This is a genomic window from Faecalimicrobium sp. JNUCC 81 (assembly GCF_053667625.1).
Genome location: NZ_CM132203.1, coordinates 3,545,597 through 3,561,988, shown reverse-complemented (window position 1 = coordinate 3,561,988; position 16,392 = coordinate 3,545,597). Strand labels below are relative to the sequence as shown.

The following is a 16,392-nucleotide window of genomic DNA, read 5'->3' as shown; positions in this document are numbered from 1 at the left end:
GTGTTGAACTTTGTTTTATAATATACTTTTGTGGTAAAATTAAATCATAAGATAGGAGGTGATTTGATGAATAAAGATTTTGTTCATCTTCATGTTCATACAGAATATAGTTTACTTGATGGTTTCTCAAGAATAAAGAAACTAGTAAGTAGAGCTAAAGAATTAAATATGAGTTCAATTGCTATAACAGACCATGGATGTATGTTTGGTGTTATAGATTTTTATAAAACAGCTAAAAAAGAAGGAATAAAACCTATAGTAGGATGTGAAGTATACACAGCACCTCGTACATTAAAAGATAAAGACCCAAATTATGATAAAAGACAAGGGCATTTAATTTTATTAGCTAAAAATATGGATGGTTATAAAAATTTAATTAAATTAGTATCTACATCTTATGTAGAAGGGTTTTATTATAAACCAAGAGTAGATATGGATGAATTAAAGAAATATAATGATGGAATAATAGCTTTATCTGCTTGTCTAGCAGGTGATGTATCTCAAGCTCTTATGGACAGAAATTATGACAAAGCAAAAAGTAAAGCTTTAGAGTATAGAGATATATTTGGAGACGAGAATTTTTATTTAGAAATACAAGATCACAACTTACCAGAGCAAAGAGAAGTAAATTCAGGACTTGTAAAACTATCAAAAGAGACGGGAATTCCATTAGTAGCAACAAATGATGTTCATTATGTAAATAAAGAAGATGCAAAAATACATGATGTGCTTATGTGTATACAAATGGGAAAAACTGTAAATGACCCAAATCGAATGAGATTTGGTAGTGATGAATTTTATTTAAAATCTAGAGATGAAATGGAAGAATTATTTCCATATGCATTAGAAGCTGTAGAAAATACAGTTAAAATAGCAGAAAGATGTAATATTGAATTTGATTTTAATACTATACATCTTCCTCAATATGAAGTACCTAATGGATATAATACGGATAGTTATTTAAGAGAATTGTGTTTTAAAGGTTTAGAGGAAAGATATGAAAATCCAAGTCAAGATGTTATAGATAGGCTTAATTATGAGTTAGATGTAATAGAGAGAATGGGATATGTAGAATATTTCCTTATAACATGGGATTTTATAAACTTTTCAAAGGAAAATAATATAATGGTTGGACCTGGAAGAGGTAGTGCAGCAGGTTCAATAGTTGCGTATACTCTTAAGATTACAGATATAGACCCTATAAAGTATTCTCTTTTATTTGAGCGTTTTTTAAATCCAGAACGTGTATCTATGCCCGATATAGATATAGATTTCTGTTATGAGAGAAGAGAAGAAGTTATAGATTATGTAAAAAGAAAATATGGAGAAGACCATGTTGCCCAAATTATAACATTTGGAACTATGGGAGCTAAAGCTGCTATAAGAGATGTTGGTAGAGTTCTTGATATACCTTATAATAAGGTTGATAAGATAGCAAAAGAAATACCTTTTGCACTTGGAATGACAATAGATAAAGCACTAGATACCAATCCAAATCTAAAAGCTTTATATGATCAAGATAAGGAAACTCGTGAAACCATAGATATATCTAAGCAGATAGAAGGAATGCTTAGACATGCTTCAACTCATGCAGCAGGTGTAGTTATATCTAAAAATCCAGTAGATGAATATGTTCCGTTATACAAACATCAAGATGCTATAACAACGCAATTTACAATGACTACACTAGAAGAACTAGGCTTACTTAAAATGGATTTTCTAGGACTTAGAACTCTTACTGTAATTAGAGATGCATTAGAACTAATAGAAAAAAATCATAATAAAAAAATAGATTTTTCTAAAATGGGTGATGATGATCCGAAAGTATATGAATTATTATCATCAGGAAACACACTAGGAGTGTTCCAGCTAGAAAGTGCTGGTATGAGAAGTTTCATGAAACAACTAAGACCAGACAACTTTGAAGATATAGTAGCGGGAATTTCTTTATATAGACCAGGGCCAATGGACTCTATACCAACTTATATAGACAATAAAAATAACCCACAGCATGTAAAATACTTACATGAAAAACTAAAACCTATAATGGATGTTACCTATGGATGTTTAGTTTATCAAGAACAGGTAATGCAGGTAGTTAGAGATTTAGGTGGATATAGTTATGGTCGTAGTGACTTGGTTAGAAGAGCCATGGGTAAAAAGAAAATGGATGTTATGGAAGAGGAAAGAAGATATTTCATCCATGGTAAAGAAGACGAAAATGGTAATACAGAAATTGCTGGATGCGTAAGAAATGGAGTTCCAGAAGATATAGCTGATAAAATATTTGATGATATGATAGATTTTGCAAAGTATGCATTTAATAAATCGCATGCTGCGGCATATGGAGTTTTATCATATCAAACAGCATATTTAAAAGCATATTATCCAGTAGAATTTATGGCAGCACTTATTACAAGTGTAATGGGTAATACAGATAAAGTTGTGGAATATATAAGAGAATGTAGTGCTTTAAAAATAGATATTTTAAAGCCAGATATAAATAAAAGTTTTGCAAAATTCTCTGTTGAAGGAAATAATATTAGATTTGGACTAGCAGCAGTAAAAAATGTTGGAGTAAATATAATTAACAATATAATAAATGAAAGAGAAACTAATGGTTACTTTAAGGATTTTGGTGACTTAGCGAAGAGATTAGACTCAAAAGATACTAATAAAAGATGTATAGAAAGTTTAATCAAATGTGGAGCATTTGATGAAATAAGTGAAAATAGAGCGAGCTTAATGGCTGGATATGAAAGTTTACTAGACAGTATATCTATGGATAGAAAGAAAAATATTCAAGGCCAAATATCATTGTTCGATGCTTTTTCGTCAACCGAAGAAAGTCAAGATTTCCAAGAAGTAAGCGTAATTAAAAAACTGAAAGAATTTGAAGAAAGAGAGAGGCTTAACTTAGAAAAAGAAGTATTAGGTATGTATGTAAGTGGACATCCATTAGCCGAATTTAAAGAAGAATTACAAATAAATACGTCTATAGATAACGGAAAACTAAATTCTTTAAGGGAAGATGAAGAATCTTATGTTAGTTTAGACGAAAGAGAAGTTATAATGGGTGGAATGATTGTCAATAAAACCATAAAAACTACTAAAAGAAATGATATAATGGCATTTTTAGAATTAGAAGATTTATATGGAACAATAGAAATAATAGTATTCCCTCAATTATTACAGCGATATAATAATATTTTAAATGAAGATAATATTATATATGTAAAAGGAACTTTAAGCATAAAAGAAGATGAGAGTCCAAAACTAATAGCAAGAGAATTTAAAGATATAAATGATAATTCTGAATTTGAAGATAGTAGATATAAATCTAGAAATACTTATAACAACCAAAGTAATAGTAATAATAATTCTAAGTCAGGACTATATTTAAAAATAGATAGCTTTGATAATAAGCCACTTATTGATAATATAGTTGATACTTTAAAACTTTATCCAGGAAATGAAAATATATTTTTATATGCCCAAGACTCAAAACAAATGTATAAATACAATGGGCTATTAGTAAAAACGTCTGAAGAATTAATTAAAAAGTTAGAAAAAATACTATCTAAAGAAGATATAAAAATTAAGAAATAATATTAAAAAAATTAGAACTTTAAAAGTAAAAAATTATATAATAATATGAAAAAGTTTTTCAGATTATGGTATAATATGAAAAAATGGATATTTTAACAGTTCTAATTTTTTTATCTTTGATGGGATGAAAAATTAATAGGGGGACAAAAAAAGACCCTATGTTACTAAAATAGATAATTAGGAGGTAACACTATGAAAACTATAGGAATATTGACAAGTGGAGGAGATGCTCCAGGAATGAATGCAGCTATTAGAGCTGTAGTAAGATCTGCAATATACTATGGATGTAAAGTATACGGAATTAACAGAGGATACAAAGGATTAATAGAAGAGGATATAAAAGAAATGAATTTATCCTCTGTTGGAGATATTATACATAGAGGTGGAACTATACTAAAATCTTCTAGATGTGAAGAATTTAAAACAGAAGAAGGAAGATTATTAGGGGTAAAAATGTTAAAAAAGTATGGTATAGACTGTTTAGTTGTTATAGGTGGAGATGGATCGTTTAATGGAGCTTTAAAGTTAAGTGAATTAGGATTCCCAGCTATAGGTCTTCCAGGAACTATAGATAATGATTTAGCTTACACAGACTATACAATAGGATTTGATACAGCTATGAATACTGTTATAGATGCAATAGGAAAAATAAGGGATACATCTTCATCTCATGAAAGGGTTAACATAGTAGAAGTAATGGGAAGACACTGTGGAGATTTAGCTTTATATGCAGGTCTTGCAGGTGGAGCGGAAACTATAATAGTGCCAGAGGTAGATTTCAAAGTAGAAGATGTATGTAATAGATTAAAAACAACTCAAAAAAGAGGTAAGAGACACAGCATTATAGTACTAGCTGAAGGTGTAGGAAATGCACAAGATTTAGGAAGAGAAATAGTTGAAAATACAGGAGCAGATTTAAGAGTTACTGTTTTAGGTCATGTACAAAGAGGCGGAAGCCCAACTGCATTTGATAGAATACTAGCTAGTAGAATGGGAGTTAGAGCAGTAGAATTGCTTTTAGATGGAAAAGCTGCAAAGGTAGTAGGTATAAAAGATAATAAGATAATTGATATGGAAATAAATGAAGCTTTAGCAATGAATAGAGATTTTGATAAAAATACTTATGAAATGGCAAAAATACTATCTATATAACAATAGGAGGGTAAATATATGTTAAAGAATATTAAGAGGACTAAAATAGTTTGTACATTAGGACCAGCATCAGACAAAGAGGAAACTTTAACTCAATTAGTTGAAAATGGGTTAAACGTTTGTAGATTCAACTTTTCACATGGATCTCATGAAGAACACAAGGGGAGATTAGATCTAGCTAAAAAAGTTAGAGAAAAATTAAATCAACCAGTAGCTCTTTTATTAGATACTAAAGGACCTGAAATAAGAACTGGAAACTTTGATCAACCAGAAGTTCTTCTAGAAGAAGGTAAAAAATTCACTATAACTATGAAAGAAGTTATGGGAACTAAAGAAATGTGTACAGTAAGCTACAAAGGTCTTTCAAATGATGTTAAATCAGGGGATACTATATTAATCGATGATGGATTAGTTGGACTTAAAGTTCAAGAAGTGAATGGTGATGATATCGTTTGTGTTGTTGAAAATTCAGGAATAGTTAAAAATCATAAAGGTGTAAATGTACCTGGTGTAAAAATAAATTTACCAGCTATAACGCCTAAAGATAGAAGTGATATAGAATTCGGTATAAGCCAAGGAATAGACTATATAGCAGCATCATTCGTAAGAAAAGCATCAGATGTATTAGCTATAAGAGAAATATTAGAAGAAAACAATGCTACAGATATACAAATAATATCTAAAATAGAAAACCAAGAAGGTGTAGATAATATAGATGAAATATTAAAAGTATCTGATGGTATAATGGTCGCTAGAGGAGACTTAGGTGTTGAAATACCTACAGAAGAAATTCCAATAGTTCAAAAAATGATGATAAAAAAATGTAATGAATTAGCAAAACCTGTAATAACTGCTACTCAAATGCTTGATTCTATGATTAGAAACCCAAGACCTACTAGAGCAGAAGTTACAGATGTTGCAAATGCTATATATGATGGAACTGATGCAATAATGTTATCAGGGGAAACTGCTGCTGGTAAATATCCAGTAGAAGCTGTTAAGACTATGGCTACTATAGCTAAAAGAACAGAAGAGACACTAGACTATGATGCTATATTAAAAGCAAATGGAAAAAATAATAATACAGTTACAGACGCAATAAGCCATGCAACTTGTACAACAGCAGTAGATTTAGATGCATCTTCAATAATAACTTCAACTTCTTCAGGATATACTGCAAGAATGGTTTCTAAATTTAGACCTAAGTGCCCTATAATAGCAACTACAAATGACGAAAAAATAATGAGAAGATTAGCTCTTACTTGGGGTGTATATTCTATTAAATCATCAGAAGCAGGAAATACAGATGAAGTTATAGAAAATTCTATAGAAGCAGCTAAAGAAGCTAAATATATAAATAACGGAGAATTAGTAGTTATAACTGCTGGAGTACCAGTTGGTGTAAGTGGAACTACTAACTTAATAAAAGTACATGTAATAAGTGAAGAAATGGCTCAAGGTATAGGTGTAGGAGCTAAAACAGTAGAAGGTAAAGTTCGTATAATCAAGAGTGGAGAAGAGTGTAAAGATTTTAATGAGGGAGATATATTAGTTACTACTATGACTGATATAGAAATGAACCCTTATATAGAAAAATCATCTGCTATAGTAACAGAAGATGGCGGAATGACTTCTCATGCAGCAATAGTAGGATTAAACTTAGATAAGCCTGTTATAGTATCTGCAACAAACATAACTAACTTAGTGAAGAATGGTGAAGTAGTAACTGTTGATGCAGCAAGAGGTGTAGTATACAGAGGTTCTACAAGAGTATTATAAAATGATGTATTTTTCAGAAAATTTGAAAAATAACTTGAAAAAAATATAATATGATGCTACTATATTTTATAAGTAGTATAAATGGCCACTAAGTCTTAAAAATGCTTAGTGGCTCTTTTATAAAATTAATAGTCAGAATATTCAAATTAAATAAAAAATTATAGAGATTAGTTTGAATATGAAAAAAAGAGGAGGGAGAGTTAATGACGGAAAGTAGAGAGAACTGGGGTTCAAAAATAGGTCTTATATTAGCAATGGCAGGTAATGCTGTTGGATTAGGGAATTTCTGGAGGTTCCCATATGTAGCTGCTTCAAATGGTGGAGGAGCATTTATGATACCATACTTCTTTGCACTAATCGTTATAGGTATACCTGTAATGCTAGTAGAATGGAGTATAGGTCGTTACGGTGGGAAACATGGTCATGGTACATTAGGTCCAATGATGTACTTACAAGCAAAACAGGCTATGAAGCCGAAAAAGGCAATTATAGTTGGAGCTTTATGTGGAATGATAGCGTTTGGGGTTACAATATTAGTCAACTCTTATTACAACCACATAATAGGATGGTCACTAGGATTTGCATTTAATTCTCTTACAGGAGGGTATAACGCAGATCCAGGTGGTTTCTTTAGTGCATATATACAAGATCCCAAAAATTTAATATTTTGGGTTATAGCATTACTTTTCCTAGCAGTTGCAGTAATGAAAGGTATACAAAAAGGGATAGAATCTTGGGCTAAAGTAATGATGCCTGTACTTTATGTATTCGGTATAATACTGGGTATTAGAGCATTAACTTTAGGTTCACCTGTTAACCCTGATTGGAGTTCACTAGCAGGACTTAACTTTATATGGAATCCAGATTTTAGCCAATTATCATGGGGTTCTGCAATAGCGGCAGCGGGTCAAATATTCTTCACATTATCTTTAGGAATGGGTATAATTCACAATTACGCTTCATATCTACAACCAGATGAAGATATAGTAACTGCATCTGTAGCAACAGTATCATTAAACGAATTTGCAGAAGTAATATTAGGAGGAACTGCTGTTATACCTATAGCTTATGCATTTTTAGGACCAGAAGGTATAAAGGGAAGTATAGGTTTAGCATTTATGGCACTACCAAATGTATTTAGCACAATGACTGGTGGAGGAATATTTGGAGCGATGTGGTTCCTATTATTATTCTTTGCTGGTATAACATCTGCTATAGCAATGTATAATTATTTAGTTGCATTATTAGAAGAAGACGCTGGAATAGAAAGAAAAAAAGGTGCTTGGATAGTATTTATTGGATATTTAATAGTTGGAGCTCCTATAGCATTAGAATCAATATTAACTCAAAGCTCTAATTTAATATACTTTACAGAAGTTGATAACTGGATAGGTAACTATTTATTAATAGTTTTAGGATTAATAGAAATAATAGTAATTGGATGGTGCGTCAAAGATAAAGCGCTTGATGAAATGAATAGAGGTGGATTATGGAAAGTACCTAAATGGTTCTTTAGGTTATTCCATCAGTTCTTAACTCCAATTACAATAATAACATTCTTATTATTCTTCACAAGGGATTACTGGATTGCTGGTAACTTTAAAGCAGTCCCTAGCTATATAGCTCAAATACCAGAGTTTGCTGTTTGGGTTAATTTAGGTAGAGCTGTAGTATTTGGAGTGCTATTAATAGGATTTATACAATCATATAGATCAATAAAGAAAAAATATAAGGATGAAATAGATTCTAATAAAGTAAGAGATAAGGAGAAAAATAAGTAAACTCCATAAAAAGTAGGAGGGTGATTATATGACAGGTGCAGCATGGATATTTATGGGGACAATATGGGTTACCATATTTACCTGTATAGGTATATCAATGAGAAAAATAGTAAAAGATCAATGATAAATTCATAAAAACCCTACTTAAAACAGGTAGGGTTTTTTATATAAAAAGTGATTATAAAAAATTAGAAATTTTCTGATAAAATAAGATTGAGTATAGTATTATATACTTAAAGGGGGGATTTAAATGAGTTCAAATTTAGTTATGAGTACAATAAATCAACTAAAATTAGAAATAGGAAAATCTAAGATCATAAAAGATAATAAAAAACAGAAATATAAATCTGATTTAGCTAAGATATATGATAAATATGATAATATTAATGTGCCAGATGGCATGAAAAATCAATATAATCAATTAAATTCAAAAGGAATAGAGCTTATAAAAGATGTAAAGTCATTAAAAGACAAAAATAAGTTAGAAACTAATATAGAAGTTTATATAAGATATTTAAAAGCATCATTATGTGACTTTGAAGGTAAAACTAATTACTTAAGAAAATACATAACAAGTTTTTTATTTAGTGCAATATTATTTCTAGCACTATCACCTCAATTTTATGGATTTATACTTCCGGTATTATTTTTCTTACCTATTTATTTGGGATTAAAAGGTGTAAAGAAAAGGACAATAACAGGATTTTATATGACTATGAGTTTAGTACCAGTTGCACTAATGACATCTTTTACATGGATAAGATATGGAATAAATGTAAAGGTAGATTACCAAGGTGCAGTTAAAGCAATTGTAGACAGTGGAGTAGCTCAAGGGCTAGCAGAGAAATTAGTATATATAGGACCATTATTTGGATGTGTTCTTCTAATATTTGCATGTTTACAGCTATATAGAGGATATAAAAGTAGAGATTTATTCATATAAGGGCTTTATAAGCTCTTATTTTTTTGGTAAAATTAATTCTTGGAGATTTTTTTAAAAATACATGTACGGAGGACAAACCTATGCTTCAAAAACAAAAAGAATATATAGTAGATATAGTAGATATAGGTCAAGGTGGAGTTGGAATAGGTAAATATGATGGCTTTACTGTTTTTGTAGAGGGCGGATTAATACAAGATAAGATAAAGGTTAAAATAAATAAATCTAAAAAAAACTATGCAGTAGGTGATATAGTAGAAATAATAGATGCATCACCTTTTAGAGTAGAAAGAGCTTGTAGTGATAGCCTTAAAGATTGTGGAGGATGTCAAATACAAGAATTAGACTATAAAAATCAGCTTGATATAAAAACGAATGAAGTAAAACAAGTTATAACTAGAATCGGAAAATTAGATAATGTTTTAATACATGATACTATGGGAATGGATACACCTTTAAGATATAGAAATAAAGCTCAATTCCCTATTCAAAGAATGAATAATGCACCAGCGATAGGTTTTTATAAAAAGAAAAGTCATGATGTGATACCGATGGATAAATGTATAATACAACATGAAGTAAATGATAAAATAGTTAAAATTATAAAAACATATATAAATGCATATGACGTAAGTATCTACGATGAAAAGTCTCATACAGGAGTACTTAGACACTTAGTTACTAAAATAGGATTCACAACAAATGAAGTTATGGTAGTATTAGTTGCAAAGAATAATAAATTACCACATCTAGATGAATTAGCATCAGTTCTTAGAGAAAATGTACCTGGTTTTAAAACATTAGTGGTCAATATTAATAAAGAAAGAACGAATGTAATATTAGGAAAAGAAAATATAGTTGTAGTTGGGGAAGGAAAAATAAATGATTATATAGGAGATTTAGTATTTGAAATATCACCTTTATCATTTTTCCAAGTAAACCCAATACAAACAGAAGTCTTATATAATAAAGCGTTAGAGTATGCTGATTTAAAAGAAAATGATACTGTATTTGATATATACTGCGGAATAGGAACTATATCTTTATTCTTAGCTCAAAAAGCTAGCAAGGTATATGGTATAGAAATAGTAGAAGATGCTATTAAAGATGCTAAAATAAATGCTAAATTAAATAACTTAGATAATGTAGAGTTTTATGTAGGTAAAGCTGAAGAAGTTGTTCCTAAGATATATAAAGAAGGAAAAACTGCTAATGTAGTAGTAGTAGACCCTCCGAGAAAGGGGTGCGATGAAAAGGTATTAGATACAATAATATCTATGAAACCAGATAGAGTTGTATATGTTTCTTGTAATCCGTCTACTTTAGCAAGAGATTTAAACTATTTAGATGAGCGCGGATATAAATGCACAGAAATTCAACCAGTAGATATGTTCCCACATACTATGCATGTGGAGACTGTAGCGTTGCTACGTCGAAAATAATGCTAGAAATCCTGAATTTTAGCCACTTTCACAAGCATATAATATTTGCGTCAGATGGAAGGAAAATAAGGAATAAAGAATTAAAAAGGTATTTTGACGTGTCTGTAGTTATATATATGGAGTGTGGAAATACGATATAATAAAATTTTTAATTATAGAAATAGATATTGAATTTATATATTTGATATCTATTTTTTATATGTAAAATTTGTTAATATAAACATAAATAGTATTGATAATCGTTTTCAAATTGTTTATAATAAAATAAAAAGGAGCGATTTAAATGTTAAAAAAAATATCTGTATTATGCTTAAGTTTAGTATTTTCTTTAATTCTTATTACTCCTCATAACGTTTTTGCAATTGAATTAAAAAGAGTTCCTTCAAGTAATATTCATAAAATAGTTGAAGAAAATGATAAATTTATAAGAATAGAAGATGATTATGGAATTACAATAATTTATAAGGATTTGTTAGAAAGTAATTATAATCCGGAAGAAGATGTTTCAGAAATAACACCAAGAATGGCAAGATATAAAGTTAAAGATAAAAAGTATTTAGGTGAATATATAGACTATAATAAAACTCTAAAAACTGTTTCAGGAAATTCAGGAGTTACTTTGCAGTTAGGATTTTCAGATAGTATTTCTGCATCTGTTTCTACAACATTTGGAGTTAGCAAATCAGATATATCTGCTCAATTAGGCTTCAATGTTAATAGAAATTATACAGTTTCTCATTCAGGAACATATAAAGTTCCATCAAATGTGAAAAGAGCTGTATTAAAAGCTCATCCATTGTATGATAAATATCAATATTCTATTTATTTAAGAGGAAGAATGGGATTACCAGATACTAAAATGAAAACTGGACATGCATTAAAGCCTATAGGAGTCCATTATGAAAAAATACTTAGAAAATAAGGAGAATTGATAATGAATAAAGATAAGAATAGTTTGATATGTCTTATAATAGTAATTATATTTAGCATAATAAATATATTTTCAATGTATTTAAGTAAATTTATAATTACTAGAACAGTTGAATATAATGATTTAACATTGATGTACCCACCTTTAGAAATGACATCAAGAGCTTTGAATTTTACATATTTGGGATTAGTTGGATTTACAGTTTATTATTTTCTTGTATACAGAAAGAATGATAATAAATAATTAGATAATTTTAAATTCAGTTTTAACTATATTAATAATATTGTTAACTAAATATAAAAAGGAATTTAAGGTGATAAGTTGAAAAGTAAATTTTAAAACTATAAAATAGAAGTACTTATAAAAAAGCATCCTGCGTAGATATTATGAGAAGCGTGAGGAATATAGTGGATGAATAGTTTTGCAGCAGTGGTATTTATGGCTACTACTACTTTTATTATTTCCATTTGTAGACTAGAGTGTTGCTAAATCGAAAGTAAGAGTTGAAATTCTAAATTTTAGGATCTTTAATATATATATGGTATTTGGAAAATATAAGGAAAATTTTAAAAATAAGAAAATTAAATATAGTTATTAAATAGACATTGAATTTATATATCCGATGTCTATTTTTTATATAAAAATATATCAAAGAAAGGATGATCGTTTATGAAGAAAAAATCAAAGGTACCTAAAAAGAGTCTAAGCTTTATTATGGCTTTTATAACTATAATAACTACCATATTTACATCAGCAGTTTCAGTTTATGCAAGTGATTTAGATATGAGTGAGAGTACAGGATTTAATTATGTAGGTATTAGTCCAATTACAAATAAAAAGGTTAATCATAAGATTTACCGTATGAAGGTAGATGGTAAGACCGTATTTTGTATAGAACCTGGAATTGCAACATCTAGTGGAGGTGGGTATGTATCTGAAGAATATATAGATTCTAAGAAGGATATATTATCTAAGATAGCTTACTATGGGTATACTGATACAAATCAATCAAAATATGATTATGCATTAACTCAAATAATTATATGGGAGGAATTAGGTGATAAATTTATATCTACAACACTTCCAAATTATCATAAAAGAAAATCAGAAATATTTGCAAAAGTAAATAGACATAATATATTACCTTCATGGAATAAACAGGATATTGAAATAAAAAGTGGAGAAACAATAGAGTTAGAAGATAAGAACGGTATTATTAGAGAAATGCAATTAGAATCAAATAATACTGGGACAGATATATTGCTTGAAGAAAATACTTTAAAAATTACAACAAATAAAAATTCTAATTCTGGAGTTATTAGTTATATAAAGATTCCTAAGAATGAGGTTGGAACATCGATAGTTTATCGTAAGCCTAACCATCAAAGCTTAGCAGAATTTCATATGGAAAGTTCAATGAGTGCAAATTTAAATATAAGTGTAATAAAATTAGGAAATATTAAAGTAAAAAAGATTGATGAAGATACAGGAAAGGCATTAGCAAATGCAAAACTTAGATTTGAGTATGATGGTAAGAGTAAAGAAATTATAACGGATTCTAATGGAATTGCGAGTATAGGAGATATACCGGAAGGAACAACTGTAACAATATCAGAAGTGACAGCACCCAATGGATATTTTAATAAAGGTGAAATTAAAAAAGTTGTTATTGAAGCAAATAAAACTATAGAAGTTACATTAGGAAATAAAGAACAGTTAGGTAAAGTAATACTTAGTAAGAGTGGAAAAGATTTTGGAGTAGAAATGCCTAATGATAGTTATAAATTAGAAGGAGCAATTTATGGTATTTATAATGAGAATGATGAAAAGATAACTACCATAACAACTGATGATTTAGGTAAAGCAACATCAGAAAATATTAAATTAGGAAAATATTATATGATTGAAGAAAAAGCTCCAGAAGGATATCAAATAAATAAAGAACAAATACCATTTGAATTAAAGTATGCTGGACAAACTGTAGAAGTAGCATCAGTATCTATTAATCATAAAGATGAAGAACAGAAAGGGATAGCAGTACTAATTAAAGAGGATGAAAAGACTGGAGCAACTTCTCAAGGGAGTGCAAATCTTAATGGAGCGGTTTATGAATTAAGAAGAGAAAGTAATGATGAATTAGTTGAAACTATAACTATTAAAGATGGAAGAGCTGAAGTAGAGAATTTATATCTAGATAATTACTATTGGATTGAGAAAGAAGCTCCAGAAGGATATTTATTAGATTCTACTAAACATTATTTTGAAATAAGTTATGCAGGTGAAAATGTAGAAACAGCTATAAGTGAAACTGTGGTAAAGGAGAAAGTAATTACAGGTGGATTTGATCTAATAAAGTTTGGAGAGAAGAATTGGAAAGAAAAGATAAAAAATATATTCAAAGGCACTAATAACGATATTAAACTTTTAAAGGATGTTGAGTTTTCTGTATTTAGTGATACGACAGGAGAATTGATAACAAAAGGATGTACAGACGAAAAAGGATATCTAAAATTTGAGAAGTTACCATATGATACTTATACAGTAAAAGAAACTAAGACGCCAGAAGGATATATTGCAGCAAAAGATTTTAAATTAACAATCAAGAAGCAGGATGAGATTCAACATCTAGAGATTAAAAATGAATTAATTAAAGGGGGCGCTAAGTTAATAAAAACAGATGTAGTAACAGGAGAGCCATTACCTGACACAGGTATTAGAATATTAAGTGAAGATAAAAGTATCTTAGTAGAAGGAAGAACGGATGAGAGCGGTATATTCTATTTTGATAATTTACCCAAGGGAATTTACTACTTCCAAGAGTATGAAGCTCCTAAAGGGTATCAAATCGATGAGATACCTATTAAATTTGAAATAAAAAAAGATGGTGAAATTGTAACTTGCAAAATGACAAATAAGAAGATTGAAAAAGTTTTTATACCTAAAACAGGAGATACAAATAGTGTTATCTTATATGGAATAGGAATATTGGCATCAGGAACATTGTTATTGAAAATGAGACGCAAAAAAGATAAATAGAAGTATGAGAATGTCAGATACAAATAAGTATCTGTTTTTTTATACTTTTTTTAAGGAGGTACTATAACAATATGAATCATAAATTATTATTTATTAGATTACCAACATTTAAATTAATTTGATTTAGATTGAAAATATAAATTTAGAAAAGAGAGGTAAATGATTATGAAATTAAAACATATTATTCCTAACGTGGAGAAGACATTTGGAAACTTAGAGTATGCAGGAGAAGGAGATATTGAACAAAAAAGAATAAATGGGAAAGTGACAGTTATATCTAGATCATACAATCTTTATTCTGACATACAGAGAGCAGATGATATAGTTGTTATTTTACCAGCTAATGCAGGTGAAAAGATTTTTGAAGTTGAAGAAAAGGTAAAGTTGATAAATCCTAAAATTATAGCAGAAGGATATAAAATAGGAACTCGTGGTTTTACAAATTATATTTTATTAGCAGATGATATAGTAAAGGCTTAAGGAGGATAAGATTATGAGATTAGCAAATGGAATAGCTATAGATAAAGAAAAAACATTTGGAATGTTAAAGTTTTCAGCATTGAGAAGAGAAGTACGTGTTCAAAATGATGATGGAACACCATCAAATGAAATTAAAGAACGTACTTATGATTTAAAGAGTAGGGGACAAGGTAGAATGATACAAGTTAGCATTCCTGCATCAATACCTTTAAAAGAGTTTGATTATAATGCAGAAGTAGATATCATTAATCCTGTTGCAGATACAGTAGCTACAGCTAATTTTAATGGTACTGATGTAGATTGGTATATTAAAGTTGATGATATAGTATTAAAAAATAGACAAGAACAATTAGGAGGAGATTTACAAAAAGATATTCATAAGAAAAAGTAGGATAATATGAAAAATATAGTTAAAAATGAAAGTGATTCAATAACTATTAGAACTAGAAAGAAACTGGATTTAAAAATACAGCAAATATCAAAAGAAGAAGCCATTGATTTTATTAGAACATATCACTATTCAAAAGTTATACCTCGTCTTTGTCGTTATTTTTTAGGAATTTATGAAAATAGTAGATTATTAGGAGTAGTGGAATTAGGATGGGGAACACAACCATTACAGACCATACGAAAAATATTTCCAAATCATAAGCTTATTACAGAAGGTTATTTAGAGATAGGTAAAATGTGTTTTATACCAGAGATGAATTATAATAAATATTTTGGTAGTTATTCTCTTTCATTATTAATACGATGGGTGCGTGAATATACAAAGTGTATATTTCTATATACACTTGCTGATGGAATAGAAGGTAAATGCGGATATGTTTATCAAGCTTCTAATTTTTATTATTGTGGTTATTTTAAGACTAGTGTATATCGAGATAAAGAAACAGGAGAAAAAATACATCCACGTAGTGCAAGAAAATTATTGGAAGAAAATGCACACTATGACGGAGTAAAAGAAAGATATTGGCTTACACATTGTTTTTGTGAGTACAAAGGTATAGAAAAAATTAATGGACTTATGTTCCGATATATATATCCATTGACAAAAGAAGCTGATAGGATTTTGAAATACTACAAAAATTATGTAAGATATAGCTACCCTAAAGATAAAAATCTGTTATTTGAAAGAAGGATTGATAATAGAAAATATGAAAAAATAATACAACCAAAATTTAACAGAAATATAGATAGATATAATGCACAAGATTTTAATAAATAATATGGAAAGGATAA

Annotated in this window: 12 protein-coding genes; all 12 read left to right on the top strand. The window is 29.0% G+C overall.

What is annotated here, in order from left to right; all coding sequences use genetic code 11:
• Positions 1-66: 66 nt before the first annotated feature.
• The 12 genes from JNUCC81_RS17460 (at position 67) to JNUCC81_RS17405 (ending at position 16,378) form a co-directional block, all read left to right on the top strand.
• The gene (locus JNUCC81_RS17460; RefSeq protein ID WP_454094629.1) at positions 67-3,609 is read left to right on the top strand and encodes a DNA polymerase III subunit alpha; all 3,543 of its coding nucleotides are present in this window, start codon (positions 67-69) and stop codon (positions 3,607-3,609) included.
• A 192-nt stretch (positions 3,610-3,801) separates the two neighbouring features.
• The gene (gene pfkA / locus JNUCC81_RS17455) at positions 3,802-4,761 is read left to right on the top strand and encodes a 6-phosphofructokinase (protein ID WP_208333259.1); all 960 of its coding nucleotides are present in this window, start codon (positions 3,802-3,804) and stop codon (positions 4,759-4,761) included.
• 18 nt (positions 4,762-4,779) lie between these two features.
• Positions 4,780-6,540 carry a pyruvate kinase gene (gene pyk / locus JNUCC81_RS17450; protein ID WP_454094628.1) on the top strand — a complete coding sequence of 587 codons (1,761 nt, stop codon included), beginning with the start codon at positions 4,780-4,782 and terminating at the stop codon, positions 6,538-6,540.
• A gap of 203 nt (positions 6,541-6,743) precedes the next feature.
• Positions 6,744-8,321 carry a sodium-dependent transporter gene (locus tag JNUCC81_RS17445; protein WP_454094627.1) on the top strand — a complete coding sequence of 526 codons (1,578 nt, stop codon included), beginning with the start codon at positions 6,744-6,746 and terminating at the stop codon, positions 8,319-8,321.
• Between the two features lie 250 nt (positions 8,322-8,571).
• Complete coding sequence (locus JNUCC81_RS17440) at positions 8,572-9,264, top strand: hypothetical protein (protein ID WP_454094626.1); 693 nt, start codon at positions 8,572-8,574, stop codon at positions 9,262-9,264.
• An 80-nt stretch (positions 9,265-9,344) separates the two neighbouring features.
• The gene (rlmD, locus tag JNUCC81_RS17435; RefSeq protein WP_454094625.1) at positions 9,345-10,703 is read left to right on the top strand and encodes a 23S rRNA (uracil(1939)-C(5))-methyltransferase RlmD; all 1,359 of its coding nucleotides are present in this window, start codon (positions 9,345-9,347) and stop codon (positions 10,701-10,703) included.
• Between the two features lie 283 nt (positions 10,704-10,986).
• Complete coding sequence (locus JNUCC81_RS17430) at positions 10,987-11,625, top strand: hypothetical protein (RefSeq protein ID WP_454094624.1); 639 nt, start codon at positions 10,987-10,989, stop codon at positions 11,623-11,625.
• A 12-nt stretch (positions 11,626-11,637) separates the two neighbouring features.
• Positions 11,638-11,877, top strand: a complete 240-nt coding sequence (locus JNUCC81_RS17425) for a hypothetical protein (RefSeq protein ID WP_454094623.1) — start codon at positions 11,638-11,640, stop codon at positions 11,875-11,877.
• A gap of 426 nt (positions 11,878-12,303) precedes the next feature.
• On the top strand, positions 12,304-14,670 hold the full coding sequence (locus JNUCC81_RS17420; RefSeq protein WP_454094622.1) for a SpaA isopeptide-forming pilin-related protein: 2,367 nt from the start codon (positions 12,304-12,306) through the stop codon (positions 14,668-14,670).
• Between the two features lie 165 nt (positions 14,671-14,835).
• The gene (locus JNUCC81_RS17415) at positions 14,836-15,150 is read left to right on the top strand and encodes a YdcP family protein (RefSeq protein ID WP_454094621.1); all 315 of its coding nucleotides are present in this window, start codon (positions 14,836-14,838) and stop codon (positions 15,148-15,150) included.
• 10 nt (positions 15,151-15,160) lie between these two features.
• Positions 15,161-15,541: a YdcP family protein gene (locus JNUCC81_RS17410; protein ID WP_454096419.1), complete on the top strand. Its 381-nt coding sequence runs from the start codon at positions 15,161-15,163 to the stop codon at positions 15,539-15,541.
• A gap of 6 nt (positions 15,542-15,547) precedes the next feature.
• Positions 15,548-16,378 (top strand): Mom family adenine methylcarbamoylation protein, encoded by an 831-nt coding sequence (locus tag JNUCC81_RS17405; RefSeq protein ID WP_454094620.1) that lies wholly within the window; start codon positions 15,548-15,550, stop codon positions 16,376-16,378.
• Positions 16,379-16,392: the final 14 nt, after the last annotated feature.

Excerpts from the sequence above, each read along its gene's own strand:
- JNUCC81_RS17420 (WP_454094622.1), top strand. The coding sequence starts at position 12,304 with ATGAAGAAAAAATCAAAGGTACCTAAAAAGAGTCTAAGCTTTATTATG.
- JNUCC81_RS17405 (WP_454094620.1), top strand. The coding sequence starts at position 15,548 with ATGAAAAATATAGTTAAAAATGAAAGTGATTCAATAACTATTAGAACT.
- JNUCC81_RS17440 (WP_454094626.1), top strand. The coding sequence starts at position 8,572 with ATGAGTTCAAATTTAGTTATGAGTACAATAAATCAACTAAAATTAGAA.
- JNUCC81_RS17460 (WP_454094629.1), top strand. The coding sequence starts at position 67 with ATGAATAAAGATTTTGTTCATCTTCATGTTCATACAGAATATAGTTTA.
- JNUCC81_RS17430 (WP_454094624.1), top strand. The coding sequence starts at position 10,987 with ATGTTAAAAAAAATATCTGTATTATGCTTAAGTTTAGTATTTTCTTTA.
- pyk (WP_454094628.1), top strand. The coding sequence starts at position 4,780 with ATGTTAAAGAATATTAAGAGGACTAAAATAGTTTGTACATTAGGACCA.
- pfkA (WP_208333259.1), top strand. The coding sequence starts at position 3,802 with ATGAAAACTATAGGAATATTGACAAGTGGAGGAGATGCTCCAGGAATG.
- JNUCC81_RS17425 (WP_454094623.1), top strand. The coding sequence starts at position 11,638 with ATGAATAAAGATAAGAATAGTTTGATATGTCTTATAATAGTAATTATA.
- JNUCC81_RS17415 (WP_454094621.1), top strand. The coding sequence starts at position 14,836 with ATGAAATTAAAACATATTATTCCTAACGTGGAGAAGACATTTGGAAAC.
- JNUCC81_RS17445 (WP_454094627.1), top strand. The coding sequence starts at position 6,744 with ATGACGGAAAGTAGAGAGAACTGGGGTTCAAAAATAGGTCTTATATTA.
- rlmD (WP_454094625.1), top strand. The coding sequence starts at position 9,345 with ATGCTTCAAAAACAAAAAGAATATATAGTAGATATAGTAGATATAGGT.